Source organism: Bacillus salipaludis, from assembly GCF_004358205.1.
In genome coordinates, this window is the sequence record NZ_SMYO01000004.1 from 167,895 (window position 1) to 187,787 (window position 19,893).

Below are 19,893 nucleotides of genomic sequence, written 5' to 3' on the forward strand. Positions count from 1 at the left end.
TAGTAGAAAATGTAAGTTCCTTAAACTGTCAAGAAATAATAGCTTAAAAGAGAATGCCCTCGATTTTTAGAGGGCATTCTTTTGAGAATAATTCACCTTAATTGTAATAATTATGAGAATACTAGTGTGACTTACGTGGAAAATAGTGCTAAAATAATAGGTGACTCGAATGATGTAAGCTGGAGAGATAAAGTGAAACCTTTTACTTTTATCCGAAAAAGTCAGTCACGAACTTTACCTATAATAGTATTATAAAGGTTTATTATACTTATAATGGATTGAGTTACACGTCCTACCTGTACAGATAAGCAAAGGGTGTCCATTGGGCATTTCTTTGTTTTTTTGTTAGTAAAATTCAGGTAAATGAAAAAGATAATTGCTATACTAAATCTATAAAGGTTAAAATTATAATAGTAATTTGAATTTAATGGATAAATGGATCCTTTTTATGAATATTTAATTTTGAGGGTCGTTATTTTTTATAGTGAGGTGTTTTTTATGACGATTTTAGTTACTGGAGGAGCGGGATATATAGGAAGTCACGCTGCTGTTGAACTTTTGGAAAATGGATACGATATTGTAATTCTGGACAATTTGTCAAACAGTCAAAGGGAATCAATCAATCGTATTAAAGAACTGACAGGAAGAGATTTTCCTTTTTGTGAAGTTGACATTTTGGATCGCGATGCTCTAGATCGTCTATTTAGCCAGTACAATTTTGATGCAGTTATGCATTTTGCTGGGTTAAAGGCTGTTGGAGAATCAGTCGAAATTCCATTAAAGTATTACAATAATAATATAGTCGGCACAATTAATTTATGTGAAACAATGGCCAAACATAATGTGAAGAAACTAGTTTTTAGCTCTTCAGCCACAGTCTATGGGGACCCAGAGAGTGTACCAATCGATGAATCTGCTCGTTTGAATGCAACCAACCCATATGGACGGACTAAATTAATGATCGAAGAGATTCTAAGGGATTTAAATGTTTCTGATTCTACCTGGAGAATTGCTTTATTGCGTTACTTTAACCCGATCGGTGCACATGAGAGCGGTAGAATTGGAGAAAACCCAAGTGGGATTCCGAATAATTTAATGCCATATATTTCACAGGTTGCAGTAGGAAAAAGAGAAAGGCTTTCCGTATTCGGTAATGATTATGAAACGCACGATGGCACAGGGGTCAGAGATTATATCCATGTGGTTGATCTTGTAAAGGGTCATTTGAAGGCTCTACAATACTTAGATCACAATGAAGGAATCGAAACCTTCAATTTAGGTACAGGGACCGGATACAGTGTTCTAGATATCGTGAATACTTTTAAAGAAGTTACTGCCCAAGAGATTCCATATTCAATAGTTGAACGACGTCCAGGAGATATTGGGGTTTGTTATGCCAATCCTGAAAAAGCAGAAAAAGTACTTGGTTGGGCAGCAGAAAAAGACTTAAAAGAAATGTGTCGAGATACGTGGAATTGGCAATCGAAAAATCCGAATGGGTATGAATGATGTTTTATTCATTTATAGAATAGATAATTTAATTTAGTTAAATTTATTCAACTAAATTAAATGTAGGGTGTTCCAAATTGATTGATTTGGGGCACCCTTTTTTTTGTCGTTTTCAAGAAGGGTCTAAAATTAAGTTCTTTTACGGATTGGAATAAATCTAAGTATAATATCTTAACATATGGATATTTTTGATATAATCATAGTGTTTTTAGACTATTGAAATGATGGGTAAGGTTGATGGGTTCACGATTTTAAAAAGAATTTTAGCCATTTTCATGATTGCTGCTTTAATGCTGCCAGCTCAAAGCGCAAGTGCGGCAGAATTAACAGCCACTGTTGGTTCCAATAATAAGTAAATGGAACGAGTCCTAGTATTTCTTTTAAAAACGGGCAAGCAGGCACTGCTAATAGTGGAATCAAGAACATAAAAATAGGAGTATATGACTCATTAGGGGGGAAGGACCATGGTTAAAAAGTCTGCAACTGTGCTGTTTGCTATGCTACTGATATTAAGTACGGGGTTTTTTACTGATTCTGTTTCATATGCAGCCGAGCATCGTTCTAGTAAGGTTGTCTACCTAACCTTTGATGATGGACCCAATCAGTATACTCCAAAGATTCTTGATATTTTAAAAAGGAAAAAAGCACATGCCACTTTCTTTATGATTGAAGGAAATATTAAACGGAACCCTAAAACCGTAAAACGCATCATTAAAGAAGGCAATTATCCGGGGCTGCATAGTGTTTCCCATAGTATAACCAAACTTTATCGCGGCAGTTCTAAAAATGTTGCCATTGAAATGGAAAAGACAAGACAGACACTACTTAAGGTTGCCCATTTTAATAGCCATCTTACAAGAGTTCCCTATGGAAGCAAGCCCTATATGACACAGCCGTTCCGAGATGCTTTAGCCAATAAAGGATTTAAAATGTGGGATTGGAATATTGATACGCTAGATTGGAAGTATAATAGAACAAATCCTGGCACGATCACTTCAAGGGTAAAATCAGGACTCGTGGGGAAAAAAGGTCCGATTGTCATCCTGTTTCACGATTCAAAAGGTACGGCACAACAACTTCCTATCATTATAGATTATCTTCGAAAAAAGGGCTATACCTTACAGGTTTATAATCCGAAACATCATATTGTGATGAATTTCTGGGGTGACCGGAGGTTCTAGATAGGTTAAAATATTGACTGCAAAAAGGCTAACAATAGAGGATTAGCCTTTTTATTTATCATTTATTCATTTTCTATACATAATAGCTATAAATTGTTAAAATCTAATAAGAAACTTGTCGAATTCTAGGAGTGTGGAAAAAAGATATACAAATAATCTGGATAGCAGACCTTTTAACTCATAGAATTTGTCAAAGATTAATGACCATAAATTAAGGTAAAAAACAATTATAGTAGGGTGATCAATAAAAGATGATATTACAAACGCTAAGAAAATTGAAACGATTTTTAACGAATTCAAATAAATATCGGTTAAAAAAACAATTAATAATTCAGCAAGAAAATCAAAAGCTATACATAAATGGTGAATTAAATAAGCAATTCAAGGCAAAAGAACTTTGGCTTATATCTGATAACGAGGAATCAAAATTTAAAATAGCTGAAACTAATCTGTCTTCAACCTTCTCTTTTGAAACAGATTTAACAATTTACGAGGAATTGATTCAGGAAGATGTATATAAATTTTTCATTTTAGTGCAAGTTCCAAAATCGGTGTTAACTGAAAGTCAATATAATAAGATTCAATCCACTGCTAAAACGATTCAAAATCATGACGGCAATATTATTTTAGAGTACTTCATTCGTATGGGAAAATTTGAAAAAACTCAATTTAAGGGGTTAGATGGATTTAAATTAGGACAAAAATCAGGAATTATTTATCTTACTAAAAACAATTTTATTTCCGTAGCATTTGATAAAGAAGTAAACGGCAAGCTGAAGGTAAAAATTGAAAAAATAAAATCCAGCAAAAATCAATTTTTTATTAGTGGAAAAGTTACAATACAGGTTTCACATATTAAGGAAGCTTCTATTTTGTTACAGGGGCGTGAAACAGGAATCAAGGTAGAAATACCTATTGAAATTGATTTTAACCATGAAAAGACTATTCAATCATACGGAAATAACATTTATCAATATCAGGCGACAATTAATTTTAATTCATTACTAAACGGTAAACCTTTAGATGTGGATATATATGATTTCTATTTAAATCTTAATTTAAATAATAGTTCTGAAAATAAAGTGGTGAGAATAGGATCCCCTACAATTAGGGCAAAACGATATTCTAAACCTGCTTATGCCCACGATGGAGATTTTATGTATATTGTCACACCGTATTTTACATTTAAATATGTGAATCTTTCTATTCAAATAAATATGTTCGAAAAGGATACTCTTAACTATTTATTACGAATGATGAAATGGGCATTGTTCCTAAGATTTCTAAACAATTATCGGGATATTTGGATTGTAGGAGAACGCCCTTATAAAGCTCAGGATACGGGATATCACTTTTTTAAATATATGCGGATAAAGCACCCGGAACGAAATGTTTATTATGTAATTGAAAAGGATTCTCCTGAATTAGAGAATGTAAAGGACCTTGGAAATATATTGTTTTATGGTTCAAAAGAACATATCTGGCATACCATAATGGCCCGAAGAGTTATTGGATCTCATCATGCTGATTATCTTTACCCGTTAAGAACCGAAAACTTTAAAAAGATTGTCAAGGCCAAAAAGGTCTTTTTACAGCATGGAGTAATGGGGACAAAAAACATGGTAGCCAATTATGGGGTTACTTCTCCTAACTTTTACACTGATTTATTTATTGTTAGTTCAGACTATGAAAAAAGCTATATTGTTCAAGACTTCGGTTATCATCCTGCCGATGTAGCTGTTACAGGTTTATCAAGATTTGATAGTCTTTTTCAAAAAGATGTAAAAACTAAGCGGCAATTATTAATTATCCCAACGTGGCGGGAATGGATTGTTACCGATGAAAAATTCCTGGAAAGTGAATATTTCGAACGTTATCGTGACTTGGTTAACCATCCGGCGCTTCATGAGTACGCAAAAAAATATGATTTTGAGATAGTTTTTTGTTTGCATCCCAATATGCAGAGGTTTACTCCCTTTTTTAAGGACGCTCCGGTCAAAATTGTTAGTCAAGGAGAGGTGGATGTACAACATTTATTAAAAGAAAGTGCCATGATGATTACTGACTATTCCAGCGTTGCATTTGATATGAGTTTCCTGCATAAACCGATTATTTATTATCAATTTGATCGTGACCGTTTTATTGGAAAATTTCCATCCCATCTTGATTTAGATAATGACCTTCCAGGGGATATTGTGTATCAAATTGAAGATGTCCTTAGTAGCGTTGAAAACTATGCGCAAACCAATTTTGAAATGAAACCTGAAAATAAAAAACGTGCAGCAAAATTTTTAAAATATCATGACCAAAATTCTAGCAAGAGAATTTATGAAAAAACGCTTAATATTCGTAAAAAACCACTATATTCATCTGTAATGAAAAGTGAAGTAATTAAAGCTTTTTATAGGAGATTTAGAAAAAGTAGATATTATTTTCCTCTTATGAAGACTTTTTATAAACTGGCAAAAACAATGCTTCCAGTGAATCAGAAATTAATTTTATTTGAAAGTGGTTTAGGCAAACAATATGCAGATAGCCCTCGCTATATTTATGAGGAAATTGTACGCAGAGGCCTTAAGTATAAAAAAGTATGGGTATACAATCAGCAGAAACGGTTTAATGACCCGAACACAATATATGTAAAGAGATTAAGTATTAAATATTATTATTATCTTGCTAGAGCTAGATATTGGGTCAATAACCAAAATTTCCCTACCTATATTCAAAAAAGAAAGGGTACTACTTATATACAAACATGGCACGGTACTCCTCTAAAAAAGATGCTGAATGATATTGAAAATGTTCAAGGCAGGACGGATGATTATGTGGAACGTGTATCCGGGGCTGTTAAGAATTGGGATTATTTAATTTCACCAAGTCCTTATGCAACAAAAGCATTTAAAAGTGCTTTTCGTTATAACGGAGAAATACTAGAAATTGGTTATCCTCGAAATGATTTATTTTACTGGAAAAACAATCAAGCCATTGCTAAGAAAGTCCGGAACAGCCTTAAGCTTCCAGAAGGTAAAAAAGTCATTTTGTATGCACCAACATTTAGAGATAATCAGACAGACGGTACCAATAATTTTAAATTTGATATCAATTTTGATTTTGAGCAAATGAAGGAAAAGTTAGGAAATAATTATATATTGCTTCTGAGAATGCATGTCGTTGTTAAAAATAAAGTGGTTATTCCTGAGGAATACAAAGATTTTATTTTTAATGTATCTTCTTATCCGGATATTCAGGAACTTTATTTGATAACAGATATACTAATAACAGACTATTCATCTGTTATGTTTGATTTTGCCAATACAAAAAGGCCGATTTTATTTTACACATACGATTTAGAAATATATCGTGACCAATTACGCGGATTTTATATGGATTTTGAAAAAGAAGCCCCAGGGCCACTATTAAAAACGAGTGATGAGTTAATTGCCGCTATACAATATATAGAGAGCATTCAGAAGCAATACAAAAATAAATATCTTGATTTTTATAATAAATATTGTAAGTTAGAGGATGGATTCGCATCAGAACGTTTAGTCGATAGAATATTTGGAACAAACGTTGGAGGAAAAAACCATTAGTTATTTTAATGGTAAATTAGGGGGCATTTAAAAGGATTGATAAAGTAATTGCCCCCTATTTTATTTGAGGTAACGGCTTGATTAAATTTATGTGAGGTGCAACTTAATGGTTTTAAACCGACTTAGAGGTACAATCAAACGGACTGTATGCTCATTAAGTAATGTGAAGTATCAAAATGATCGTATATCCATTTTAATAAAATTGGATTTTTCAGATGAAGCATATAGTAAAGGAGCAAAGTTCCTTTATTTAATTAATAGGAAATCGAAAGAGTCACTAAAGTTCCCAAACAGTACGAAAGGAGATGACCTTCAATTACAATTTGAAATTCTAGTGAATCGGCAAAAAGACTTTATAACGAATGGTATTTGGGATGCCTATTTACAAATTGAAAAAGAGGGGAAAGTTAAAAAGATTCGTATTCAAAATAAATATACGGATTTTATAGAAGCTCCCCCTTTTTACATAAAGGATTTAAATAAAAATTTTTTAGCCTATGCGACTGTTAAAAGAATGTTATCTTTTAAATGTGTTGACAGTGAGCCAATATTAAAAACAGAATCTTTTGTTCTGGAAGGGAACGGAATTCTAAGGATAAATGGGTATTTATTAGAACCTTCTTGGAAAGTAAGGGATCTAAAAGCTGTTCAGAAAAGGCTTATTCTTCGTTTTGGTGCTGAGGAAGAAGATATAGTCATTCCCTTGAATGATGTTATTCGTGATGATATTTCAAACCTTTATGGTCAAACCCACTCCAATTACGATTGGGCGGGTTTTTCGCTTGATTTGGACTTTCGAAACCATACATATGGATTAAAAGATGGAATCACAGCAAAAATGTTCATCCGTTATGAATTTAGCAATCAAATAATCACTTTGCCAATTATGAAGCCTTTGTTTGCCGTTTTTAATAAAACTACGCCCATCCAAACTTCAGAAGGAATAAAAAATATCGTATTTAAAGAAGAAAAAGGAAGTAAAGTAATTGAGGTTTTATTAATAAAGGAAGAAGTGCATGCAGAAGTAGATACGATATATTCAGAGCAAGGCGAGATTACCCTTCATGGAAGAATGATTACCACAAATGAAACAAAACATTCTTTAGAAAAAGCCCAAATTGTGGTTAAAAGACGTTCTTCGGACGAGTTCTATCTTCTTCAGATAGAAACGAACTTGTCTTCTTTTCATCTAACTATAGATTTAAAAAGTCTTATGGATACGAGTGAACTTTTTAGTCCGGGAATATGGGATCTTTATCTTCAAATAGAAAATAAACAGTATCGACTTGTAACACGTTTAGATGGAATTGTTAATAAACAAAAATTTATTACGTTTCCCCAGCATCGTATAACGAACTCAAATGGCAATATTATTGCCATAAAGCCCTACTATACATTGTATGATGAAGTATCCATTCTTTCCCGCGATTATATTAGTTCAAAAACGATTGAAAAGGCTGAAATCCAAAATGGTAAATTGTTAATTAATGGAAAATTGCATATCCAAAACCCAAATGAGGATCTTTCAGCTACTCACAAGGGGCATATAATCTTCAAAGGACCGTATGGCAGAAAATACAATCTTCCTGTTATATGGGAATTGAAGAAAACAGAGAAAGCAAAATATGAATTTCAATTCTCACTCTCAACAGACCTAACTACAGTAGGATTAAGGGAAAAGGCAGATGAGTTACTGAAAGACATAAATTTTGATTTGATTTATTGCGAGATCTTTTTTGAAGACGGCAGTGCCTCTTTTACGGTAAATATTACCCCAGAAAAAGTAGTTTTATCATTAGAAGATCAATTAAAACAAACCAAAAAAAATCGTGAACGTTTATCTAAATGGGGACTTCGTTTCTACCGTCTTTGCAACAAACTGCTGCCGGTGAATCGGAAGGCTGTAATTTTCCAAAGTTTTTATGGTAAAAGCTATTCTGATAACCCGAAAGCAATTTATGAAGAAATGCTTGCTGAGCATCGCAATTTTAAAGCCATTTGGGTTCTTAATAACTTAAAATTCGATGTGCCAGGAAATCCAATCTTAGTAAGGCCTCGTTCTTTCAAGTATTATTACTATATGGCCATTAGTAAATATTTTGTTAACAACGGAAATTTTCCTGATTTTTATGTGAAACGTAAAGGAACTGTTCACTTGCAAACTTGGCATGGCACTCCATTAAAGAAATTAGGATTTGATGTTGACCCTAAGTCAATTGCTTATGCGGAGAATACTTCCCCTGAGTTATTAAAACGAATTAAAAGATGGGATTATCTGATTGGTCCTAATCAATACACTGCAGACATTTTAAAAAGGGCCTATAAATATAAGAAACAAATGCTGCCTGTCGGGTATCCCCGAAATGATATTTTCTACAAAGGAAATTTAGGAAAGAAAGCAGAGAAAATTAAAGAAGTATTGAATATTCCAAGAGATAAAAAGGTCATATTATATGCTCCTACATGGAGAGACTACGAACATCAAAATGGAAATCAGCATAAGGCATATGAATTTAAATTTGATTTAAAAGCTTTCAAAGAAAAATTTGCAGAGGGGTATGTTCTTCTCGCTAGATTACACTATTTTGATGCGAGCCGGATAAAGCTTCTTGGCTTTGAAAATTTTGTTTACAATGTTTCCAGCTATGATGATATTTCAGAGCTATACCTAATTACAGATTTGTTGATCACTGATTACTCTTCCGTAATGTTTGATTTTGCTAATTTGAGTAGGCCAATGATATTTTTTGCCTATGATTTAAAACGCTATGGCTCTCAAGTCCGGGGATTTTACTTCAATTTTAGTAAAGAAGCTCCTGGCCCAATTGTCACGAATCAAGAAGGTTTATTTGAGGCAATTGAAAATATTAGTGAAGTTAAAGAAGAATATCAGGAAAGATACGATAAATTTAGAGAGACATTTTGTGAATGGGAAGATGGTCAAGCATCAAAACGTACCATAGAAGCAGTCTTTAAGGAAATATAAGAAAGGAGAACATTTTGTGAAACTATATTTTTTGGTGTTTGATATTTATGGAATGGGCGGAACAGTAAGAACGGTGTTAAATGTAACGAACTATTTAGCACAAGCAGGTTACGATGTTGAGATTATTAGTGTATTTCGTTACCGCCAAGAACCTTTTTTTGCGATTGATCCGAGAATTACTATTAATGTACTGCACGATATGGTCAATCGAAAGAATAGGAAGGACAAATCTCCAATTATTGAGAAATTATCTAAAATGAAGAGTAGGCTTATTCACCCTGATGATGAAGCGATTCATTTCTTTTCACTTCTAACTGATTTAAAAATGTATAAGTACTTAAAAACAATTACTTCAGGTATTTTAATCACAACTCGTCCGAGTTTTAATATATTTGCGAGTAAATATCGAAATAAAGCTGTGCGTATCATTGGCCAGGAGCATTTAAACTTTTCCATTTATCCCGACCGGTTAAAAAAAGCAATCATAAAGAATTATATTCATTTGGATTATCTAGCGACGTTAACGGATGAGGATACAAAAGATTATAAACGACTTCTTGAGGGAAGAGATCACAAGGTAAAGGTAAGAAAGATTACAAATTCAATTCCTAAATTACAGGGTGTTATTTCCTCGCTGGAATATAAGACGATTATCGCCGCAGGACGTTTAGTGCCACAAAAAGGATTTGATTTATTAATCGAAGCATTTAAAATCGTCCATGAAAAATATCCAGATTGGAAGTTGAAAATTTTTGGTTATGGACGTGACAAAGATTTTCTCATGGGTTTAATAGAGGAAAATAAACTTTATAACCATGTACTTCTTATGGGACCTACGCAGCATATTGATATTGAATTGTCTAAAGCGTCTATCTATGCTTTAAGTTCGCGATTTGAAGGTTTCGGGATGGTCATTGTCGAGGCTATGCAATGTGGTGTACCAGTTGTTAGTTTTGACTGTCCAATGGGACCAAGTGAAATTATTTCTCATAATGAAGATGGCCTGCTAATAGAAGATGGTAATGTAGAAGAATTTGCAAAAGGTTTAATTGAACTTATGGGGAACGAAGAGAAAAGGAAATACTTTGCTAAAAATGGGTTAATAAATGTCAAAAGATATGAAATTGATCAAATAGGTCAGATATGGAAAGAAACTATCGATGAAGTTTTCCAAAGTGTATAAAGAAAGTGTGTTTGTTCCTATAAAAGATGAGATAAAACCTATATAGAATTTTAAAAAGTACCCTATAGAGTAGACACTTAAAAAAGTCTACCTATGGGGTACTTTTTTGTATAATTACAAAATCATAACTAGAGAAACTAACTTGGAGACGGAGAAATTATGAGTAAAAAGATTTTTACAGAGAAGAAATCAAGAACCTTTCTAATAACCCATATGTTAAATGTCCTTTACAAAGGGTACACATTACTCCCAATTATAGGTTTTTTGTTATTAGAACTAAGGAAAATATTAAATTATACAAGCGTATTTTTTAATATAAAATTAATGGTAATCCTCTGGTGAAAGAGTGGACTCCAACACTCAATAAATGTAAAATAGTGAAGTTGAAATGATTGTAGTTCAAAAAATATCTGTTATTTCCTCTAAAAAGAGGGCTAACTTAGTCTATTTGTTGAAATGTGAATTTAGAAAACGTGAAAATCTTTTTAAGAAGCTTGAGTAGTAAGTATCTCTAAAGGGGCTACAATTTATGAATAAAAAAGTTATTAGAAGAAGAATTAAATTTATTATAGAACCCATTTTTAACTATTTTAAAAAAGCAAATCATCGTAGAAATGTTCAATATACCCGTTGTTATGAAAAATTAGATGTAGTGGATCATACGATTTTATACGAGAGCAGAGATGGAAAAAGTGTTACAGATAGCCCTTACGCTATTTTTAAATATCTTTTAAATAACCCAGATTATAAAAATTTTACGCACATTTGGTCCGTTAGCAATTTTGAAGAATTAAACAGTGTAATCAGCCAATATTCTGGAATGGATAATGTGAAATTTGTCAAACGCAATTCTAAAGAATACCTAAAATATTTGGCTACCAGTAAGTATTTAATTAACAACTCTACCTTTCAATCATTTTTTATTCCAAAAAGTGAACAGGTATATATCAATACTTGGCATGGAACACCATTAAAAAGTATGGGATTTGATATACCAGGAAATCCAGCTCATTCCCAGAATGTTGTTCGCAACTTTTTAAGTGCTGATTATCTTTTAAGCCCGAATGAACATACAACCAATATGTTTGTCGAGAGTTATAAGCTTAAGGGGATTTATTCCGGAGAAATTATCGAAGAAGGGTATCCAAGGATTGATTTGACACTTAATACGGACCCTGAATCATTCAAAACCTATTTAGGCGGATTAGGTTTAGAGCTTGATCAAAACAAACAGACGATTCTTTATGCTCCAACTTGGAAGGGGACGAATGTCTCAAGAGCAAAGAATGATATGTATCAAATCATTGCCGATATGACCTATTTAAAGAATCAAGTCGGAGAAAAGTATAATTTACTCATTAAAGTCCATCCATTTTTATATCAGCAGGCAAAGATGTTTGATGATATCAAAAATATTTTAATTCCCGATTTTATAGACACCAATGAGTTATTAAATATAGTGGATATCTTAATGACCGACTACTCGAGTATCTTTTTTGATTTTTTAGTAACCAATAAGCCGATTTTATTCTATGTCTGGGATTATGACGATTATAATGAAGAAAGAGGGCGTTATTTGTCAGACGATGAATTACCTGGTCCTACCCTTTTTACGATTGAAGAAGTAAGTTCAGCTATTCAGAATATTACCAAAGTCAATATGGAATTTAAGGATGTCTATAACCAAGCAAAAGTTAGGTTTACGGGCCATGAAGATGGAAGTGTAACAAAACGGATTGCTGACTATATTTTTGGTAAGAGTATATCTTCATTAAACATACTGAACAACTTTGATACTAGGAAACAAAGAATCCTAATTTATCCTGGCGGGATGATGAATAACGGCATCACGTCTTCCTTTATCAATCTGATGGATAACATAGATTTTAATCGGTATGATGTGAGTATTTTTATGAAAACACCTGACTCAAAGGAAGCATTAAATAATATTTCTAAGGTTAATAAGAACGCAAGGTTTTTATTTCGACATGGTCTTGCCGTATATAGTCTTTTCGAAGTATACCGGGATAAATTCGTTCATAATAGAGGGGCGTATACAGCCTTCATGAAAATGCTTTATCCCAAAAACGCATATAAACGGGAGTTTAAAAGATATTTTGGTAGATCAAACTTTGACCTTGCCATCGATTTTAGTGGCTACAGTTTATTCTGGGCAAAATACCTACTTATTTCCGATGCTAAGAAAAAAATCTGCTATATGCATAATGATTTATTATCCGATTGCGAACGTACCATTAACGGACGCAGGCCACATCGAATTAATTTACGAGGGCTTTTTTCCGTTTATCATCAATTTGACAAGCTTGTAAGTGTTTCATTGGGAACAATGGAACTGAATAAAAAGAATTTAATTGAATTTGCGGACGAATCAAAATTTGATTACGTAATGAATTCAATTAATCCGGAAAAGATTCTAAGATTAAGTAACGATGAAAATAACGAAACACAGGAAGTCTTAGAAGGAGAAGAAGTTCCAAAAAATGCTTCGTTTAAATCAAGGGCGATTATAAATAATCCCGGAGAACATTTTGTTTGGAACCGACCAGAGGTATTGAGTGATGCTCGAAGGGTGTCTCCTGCAAAAGATTATCTAAATAAAGAAGTAGTCATTATAAGGGAATTAAATAGAGAAACCAATATTTATTACAAATTCACAATAGAGGACAGGATTATTGGCTGGCTTGATCAAGAATGCTTCGAACTGCTTCCGGATAGTATTCTATTCCAAAGACCAGTCAACAAAGTGGCCATTCTAAAGAATGTTCGAGGAAATGGGATTTGGACCCATCCTTATAGTGTAGAAGGAATTAAAAAAGTATCTTCCAGTTATGATTTTAAAAATCTCTATGTTGAAGTGGATTTAGAAGCTAAAACACAGCATGGTTTATATAATCAGTTTTCTATCAATGGAATATTAATCGGATGGATCGATTCTTCTGCATTGTCAGTCATTAAAGAATTCGACTATACGAATATGTCTAACTCAAAAAGAGAAAAAGATTATTATAGAAGGCTTAATTATAATAGACATCAAGAAATTATTACCCATTTAGAAGATCGAACCTTGGAAGAGGAGTATATAAACAAGCAAGCAATTATTTCAAATCCGGAGAAATATGTGGTCTGGAGCAAACCATATCCCAATGCAGGGTGTAAACAGGTCATGGATGCAAGTGAATGGTCGGTTTGCGAAGTTTATGTTATAAAAAATAATCGAACAGATAAAGGAACTTTCTATCAGTTTTCCAGTAAAGGAAAAACAATTGGCTGGTTAGATATGAATGCTTTCACTTTTATCGAAGAACCAATTATTGAAGTAGAAACAACACAGGCTGAGGGAATTCAAACAGCTAATGGATTAATCCCTGAACCATCAAAGCGTGATTATAATTTTATCAATATGGGAAGGTTATCCCCGGAAAAAGCCCAGGATAACTTGATTAAAGCTTTTGGTCATTTTCATAGAGGCTTTAAAAATTCCAAGCTTTATATTTTAGGAGAGGGCCCATTAAGAAATGACTTGCAAGCATTAATCACAGAGCTAAATCTTGAAGAGTCTGTTTACCTTGTAGGACAATTAGATAATCCGTTTAAATTATTGAAAAAATGCGATTGCTTTGTTCTATCCTCCCACTATGAGGGTCAACCAATGGTATTATTAGAGGCGATGACACTTGGAATGAAAATTATTGCAACCGATATTGTCGCCAATAGAACAGTACTAGAGCAAGGAAGGTTTGGATTATTAGTTGAAAATAGTATTGAAGGACTTGAAAATGGACTGAAACAAATGGCTAAAAATGAATTGGATTACCGTCCGGATGAATTTAACCCAGATGAATATAATAAAAAAGCAATGGATACCTTTTATAAGGTCTTAAAATAATGGATAATTAGGAGTACTGCTCCAACAGAATGTATGCCGGGAATTATAACATTACCGAATAAAATAAGGAGGTACTTACTAATGAAAAAGGTTAGAAAAGCAATCATTCCAGCGGCTGGTCTTGGGACAAGGTTTTTGCCAGCTACTAAAGCGATGCCAAAAGAAATGCTGCCAATTGTGGATAAACCGACGATTCAATATATTGTTGAAGAAGCAATTGAATCGGGGATAGAGGATATAATCATTGTAACCGGAAAAGGAAAAAGAGCGATTGAGGATCATTTTGATAACGCGTTTGAGCTTGAAGAAAATTTAGCTCAAAAAGAGAAATTTGAACTCTTGGAACTTGTCCGTGAACCAGCAAAAGTAGATATTCATTATATTCGGCAAAAAGAACCCAAAGGGCTTGGACATGCCATTTGGTGTGCAAGAAAATTCATTGGGGATGAACCATTTGCAGTCCTGTTAGGCGATGATATCGTCCAAGCGGATGTGCCATGTTTAAAACAATTAATGGATGTCTATGAAAAAGTGGGAAGTTCGGTAATTGGTGTTCAAAGAATCCCAAAGGAAGAAACCAATCGATACGGTATTGTTGATCCTATTGGGCAGGATGGAAGATTGTACGAGGTAAAAAATTTCGTGGAAAAGCCCCCGGTCCATTTAGCCCCTTCAAATCTCGCAATTATGGGAAGATATATTTTAACTAATGAAATTTTTGATATTCTTGAACATCAAGAAACAGGGGCCGGTGGAGAAATACAGTTAACTGATGCGATTCAGAAATTGAATAGCAGCAAGAATGTTTTTGCCTATGATTTTGAAGGAACAAGGTTTGATGTAGGCGAGAAATTAGGTTTTATTAAGACAACATTAGAAATAGCCTTAAGCAGAGAAGATCTTAAAGATCCATTGTATGAATACTTAGTTAATCTTATCCATTCTCAAGCTAAAATAAAACAATAGAAATTTCTTAAATAAGGTTGCTTATATAACATAAGTAGCCTTCTATTTTAATTTTCTTTAAATTATGGTAGGAGCGGTTCTATGTTATCTTCGATAAAAAAAATGCACATAACAAAATTGGTTTATAAAAGTTTATTTTTGCTCGTTTCCATTTTTCCTAGAAGGAATAATTTAATTATATTTGAAAGCTTTCTTGGAAAGCAATACAGCGACAACCCAAGGGCTATTTATGAGTATTTAAAAAAGCATCATCCAGAATATCTATTAGTTTGGAGTGTCGATCCCCGGTTTCAACAGGGATTTGTTGATAAGGGGATCCCGTTTGCCAGGCGTTTTTCAATTAAATGGTTGTTTTTAATGGCGAGGGCGGGGTTTTGGGTGACAAATAGCCGAATGCCGTTATGGATTCCGAAACCTAGGAATACTATCTACTTGCAAACATGGCATGGTACACCCTTAAAAAAACTTGCTCATGATATGAAGGAAGTATTAATGCCGGGAACGACCACGGAGAAATACAAACAAAATTTTTATAATGAATCGCGGAATTGGGATTATTTAGTTTCGCCCAATCGTTATTCAACGGAAATTTTCAAACGTGCCTTTAAATTTGAAAAAGAGGTCATAGAGTCCGGTTACCCAAGAAATGATATTTTTTATTTTCCAAATCGTGACGATATTGCAAGTGAATTTAAGAAGGAACACCATCTTCCAGAAGACAAAAAAATTATTCTTTATGCACCGACTTGGCGGGATAATCAATACTATCAAGTTGGAAAATATAAATTAGATTTACATTTGGATTTGGATAAATTTAAAGAAGAGTTAGGAAATGAATATATCGTTATTCTACGTATGCATTATTTAGTTGCTGAAAACTTTAACCTGGATGCTTATAAGGGGTTTGCTTATGATTTCTCCAAGCATGAAGATATTCGGGAACTTTATTTGATTAGTGACCTACTTATCACCGATTATTCATCTGTCTTTTTTGATTATGCAAACTTAAAGCGGCCGATGATTTTCTTTACGTATGATTTGGATGAATATAAAGACGATATTAGAGGTTTTTACTTTGACTTTGAGAAAAAAGCTCCAGGCCCGCTTGTTGAAACAACAGAAGAACTAATCGAAGAAATTAAAAATATTGAGAATGATGCAATGTTAACTGAAAAATTTAATGAGTTTTATCAACGATTCTGTTACTTAGAGGACGGACATGCTGCAGAACGAGTTGTAAAAGAAGTGATTTTGCAAAATAACTAAAATGATTTTTGCCATCGGACTTGTTTGATGGCTTTTTTTTTTTCTGAATAGTACTAATTCAGGAATATATTAGATGTTACATCCTAAATTTTCACTTTGGGGCAAGTTTTTCCAAAATCCTATTTAAAACCAGCTATGAATAAGTGATAATAATAGTATTGTAGAAAATTGCTGTTTAATAGAAAAGGTTGGATAAAAAGGCGGAAAAATATATAGGGGTGTAGGAAAATGAAGAATCTTGGAAAAATTGCTCTTTTATCAACAAGTATAGTTTTTAGTGGAACTTTGGGACCTTTATCTCTGGAAAATTTGAGTAATGTGGAAGCCGCTAGTACATTGAAACTAGCAAATATAAGCTATCAAACAACTGCGAATTTAAACTTAAGGACAGGGCCTGGTACGAAAAATAAGGTTGTGACAACAATCCCAAAATCTAAAACTGTTACTGCTTCTGAACAAACAGGCAATTGGTTTAAGGTTTCGTATCAATATACCTCAAAAGGGAAAAAGGTCACGAAAATTGGTTGGGTAAGCGGATCTTATCTTAAGAAAGTTGCTCCCACTACAGTTACGAACACGACTACAGTCAAGTTTAAACAAACGACATATCAAACAACATCAAGCCTTAACCTTCGTTCGGGAGCAGGGACGAAATATAAAGTTTTACGTACGATTCCTAAGGGGAAAGCCGTCACAAGTACAGAAAGAGATGGAACCTGGTATAAGGTAGTTTATACATATACTTCTAACGGAAAAACGGTAAAAGTTACCGGCTGGGTCAGTGGTACATACTTAAAAGAATATTACAAAACGTCAAATCTAACTGGTGCTTATTATTTTACAACAAAGACTGTAAGCCTTTATCCAAGTGCAGATACTAAGAAAAAAGCACTTTACAGCCTTGCCGCAGGGAATGGCTTTTATATTACTAGTAAAGTTATTAATAGTATTGGTGAAACCTGGTATAAGGTTTCCTTTAATGGAAAGACGCTTTACCTGAACAGTAAGGATGTTTATTTAGTCTCGGTACAATCTTTAGAGGCCGCAAATTATCAGTCCAATAAAGAGACGTACCTTTATACTTCGGTTGGAAAGGCTTTTTCAAAAGTAGCGCAAATTCCAAATGGTACGGTTATTTCCACCAGTAAACAAATTGGGGATTGGTTTGCAGTAAATTTTAATGGAAAATCCGGCTTTGTTTATTCAAAGGATTTTACAAAGTACAGCTTACCATCCGAAGAAAAGCTGGATGAAGCTGGGGATTATCTTGCATTGACAGATGCAGTTTTACGAGTCAAACCTGATGATGCTTCTGATTTGTTATCTTCTATTCCAAAAGGTGCAAAGCTTTCTCTTATCGCAAAAACATCTAATGGTTGGTATAAAGTTACATATAACGGGATGACCGGTTATATTTTTGGAAACTACATACAAAAGGCTGAAGACCTTCCGCCTGCAAAAGAAGAGCCAAGTGAAGTACCAATTGCCAAGGCAACCTATTTGGTTTTGGCGGGGTTAAATCTTAGGGAGTCTAATGATACAGAGTCAAAGAGCCTCGGGGTTATTCCAAAGGGAACAATTGTTGTCCCGGCAAGCAAAACTTCTGATGACTGGTATAAGGTTTCATACGATGAAAAAACAGGATACGTTTATGGCAATTATCTTCAACAAGTAATTACAGGTGATCCAATGGGAAATCGAGATGGTTACCAATTCATTGACTTGAGAACACAATCTACTGTAGCACCAAGTCAGATTGACAACTATATAGCGAGCTACGAAAAAAACACGGGTATGACAAGCATTCTTCATGGGAAAGGGAAAGTATTTATTGACACTGGTAAAAAGTATGGGGTAAATGTTTTATACTTGGCCGCTCATGCGATTCATGAAAGTGCTTTTGGGACATCACCTATTTCGATAGCGAAAAATAACCTATTTGGCTTTGGGGCTTATGATGCAGCACCATATATGTCTGCTTATCGTTTTGCAAATGTTGATTTATGCATTGACTATATTGCCCGTGAAATTAAGGCTACTTATTTAAATCCGTCGAATTGGAAGTATAATGGGGCCTATCTTGGTTTTAGCACGAAAACCTTATCGAATACCAGGATTGATGAAGCAAGTAAAGGCATGAACTTTTACTATGCCAGCGATCCTAACTGGGGTAAAGCCGTTGCTCAGCATATGGAAAATATCCTCCATTACGATAAAACTTTTTATACAAAAGCAAGTGTAGATACTTCTTTTCCAACAAGACCGGCCGTCCCAGCAGGTAGTGACATTTTCCCTGCTAATATTTTCGCGGTCGCAAACAGCAACCTTGTCCTAGATAGTAAAAAAGGAATGAATGATGCTGTAAAAACAATTACTAAAGGTACATCGTTTAATGTCCTGGAAAAAACAAATGATTACTGGTTAAAAGTTATGGTTGATGGCGAGGAATATTGGACGAATGATGTTAAATTTAGTTCCTATACAGATTATCTTTCCGTTCAAAATTTAGGCCGAGTAACTGCAGTAAAATTAAATGTCCGTCCAGATGCGTCGACGAACAATACACCAATTGCATCTTTATCCTTGAATGATTTTGTGCAAATCGTTTTGAAAAAGGATGGCACCTTATCAATGGATTCTTCCAAGGGATGGTATCAAGTGATGTTAGCTAGTGGTACAACTGGCTGGGTTAGTGCGAATTATCTTTATACGAAAGATTTTAAATAAAATGAAAGTCTTGCAGTTTATATAAAAAAATAGACTTATAGAATGTTACAAAGAGTGTAGTAAATGAAAAACATGGGGAAAGTGAGAGTGCTAGTAAATAATACTCAGTTTTGGCTTGATAATATTCGTTTTTCAGTATATAAGGACTGTATTTCTGTACTGAATTTGGGCAGAGTGGCCGTATCATCACTGAATGTACGTTCAGGTCCTTCCACATCCGAGGGGATTATTGGAAACCTTTATCTAAACCAATACGTTCAATTATTATTGGATGACGAAAAAAAATTATCACGGACAGCTCAAAGAAATGGTTCAAAGTTAAATTATCCAATGGAAAAACTGGCTGGACGAGTAAAGCCTATATCTTACAAGAACTAAAATAATCAAAAAGCTGACATGCATCATATATTGATGTGGTCAGCTTTTTGATTATATAGGGATTCCTTCTATTTTGGTATTTTAGTGGAACATAATGGATATGCATTGAAATTTAAGATTGATAGTCTTATAATGAGTTGGTAAGTTAATTTTATGTAAATTTAAGTTGTTTTTATTGTAAATGATTGAAGTTTTTT

At 33.7% G+C, this 19,893-nt stretch carries 10 protein-coding genes and 1 pseudogene; all 11 read left to right on the forward strand.

What is annotated here, in order from left to right; all coding sequences use genetic code 11:
* Positions 1–498 precede the first annotated feature (498 nt).
* The 11 genes and pseudogenes from galE (at position 499) to E2K98_RS09005 (ending at position 19,696) form a co-directional block, all read left to right on the forward strand.
* Positions 499–1,509 carry a UDP-glucose 4-epimerase GalE gene (gene galE, locus E2K98_RS08960; protein WP_133333912.1) on the forward strand — a complete coding sequence of 337 codons (1,011 nt, stop codon included), beginning with the start codon at positions 499–501 and terminating at the stop codon, positions 1,507–1,509.
* Between the two features lie 221 nt (positions 1,510–1,730).
* Entirely contained in the window at positions 1,731–1,865 is a 135-nt protein-coding gene (locus E2K98_RS32010) for a hypothetical protein (protein ID WP_268884055.1), read from the forward strand.
* 108 nt (positions 1,866–1,973) lie between these two features.
* On the forward strand, positions 1,974–2,690 hold the full coding sequence (locus E2K98_RS08965; protein ID WP_133333913.1) for a polysaccharide deacetylase family protein: 717 nt from the start codon (positions 1,974–1,976) through the stop codon (positions 2,688–2,690).
* A gap of 497 nt (positions 2,691–3,187) precedes the next feature.
* Positions 3,188–6,283, forward strand: a complete 3,096-nt coding sequence (locus E2K98_RS08970; protein WP_165976225.1) for a CDP-glycerol glycerophosphotransferase family protein — start codon at positions 3,188–3,190, stop codon at positions 6,281–6,283.
* A gap of 106 nt (positions 6,284–6,389) precedes the next feature.
* On the forward strand, positions 6,390–9,269 hold the full coding sequence (locus E2K98_RS08975) for a CDP-glycerol glycerophosphotransferase family protein (RefSeq protein WP_133333915.1): 2,880 nt from the start codon (positions 6,390–6,392) through the stop codon (positions 9,267–9,269).
* Positions 9,270–9,285: 16 nt separating this feature from the next.
* Positions 9,286–10,452, forward strand: a complete 1,167-nt coding sequence (locus E2K98_RS08980) for a glycosyltransferase family 4 protein (RefSeq protein ID WP_133333916.1) — start codon at positions 9,286–9,288, stop codon at positions 10,450–10,452.
* 529 nt (positions 10,453–10,981) lie between these two features.
* Positions 10,982–14,359 (forward strand): CDP-glycerol glycerophosphotransferase family protein, encoded by a 3,378-nt coding sequence (locus E2K98_RS08985; RefSeq protein ID WP_133333917.1) that lies wholly within the window; start codon positions 10,982–10,984, stop codon positions 14,357–14,359.
* 81 nt (positions 14,360–14,440) lie between these two features.
* A complete protein-coding gene (gene galU / locus E2K98_RS08990) occupies positions 14,441–15,325 on the forward strand; it encodes a UTP--glucose-1-phosphate uridylyltransferase GalU (RefSeq protein ID WP_133333918.1) in 885 nt (294 codons plus the stop codon).
* A gap of 66 nt (positions 15,326–15,391) precedes the next feature.
* Positions 15,392–16,591, forward strand: a pseudogene (locus E2K98_RS08995) (CDP-glycerol glycerophosphotransferase family protein); the annotation flags it as partial.
* 228 nt (positions 16,592–16,819) lie between these two features.
* Positions 16,820–19,318: an SH3 domain-containing protein gene (locus E2K98_RS09000; RefSeq protein ID WP_133333920.1), complete on the forward strand. Its 2,499-nt coding sequence runs from the start codon at positions 16,820–16,822 to the stop codon at positions 19,316–19,318.
* A gap of 63 nt (positions 19,319–19,381) precedes the next feature.
* Positions 19,382–19,696, forward strand: a complete 315-nt coding sequence (locus tag E2K98_RS09005; RefSeq protein WP_165976226.1) for an SH3 domain-containing protein — start codon at positions 19,382–19,384, stop codon at positions 19,694–19,696.
* Positions 19,697–19,893 lie beyond the last annotated feature (197 nt).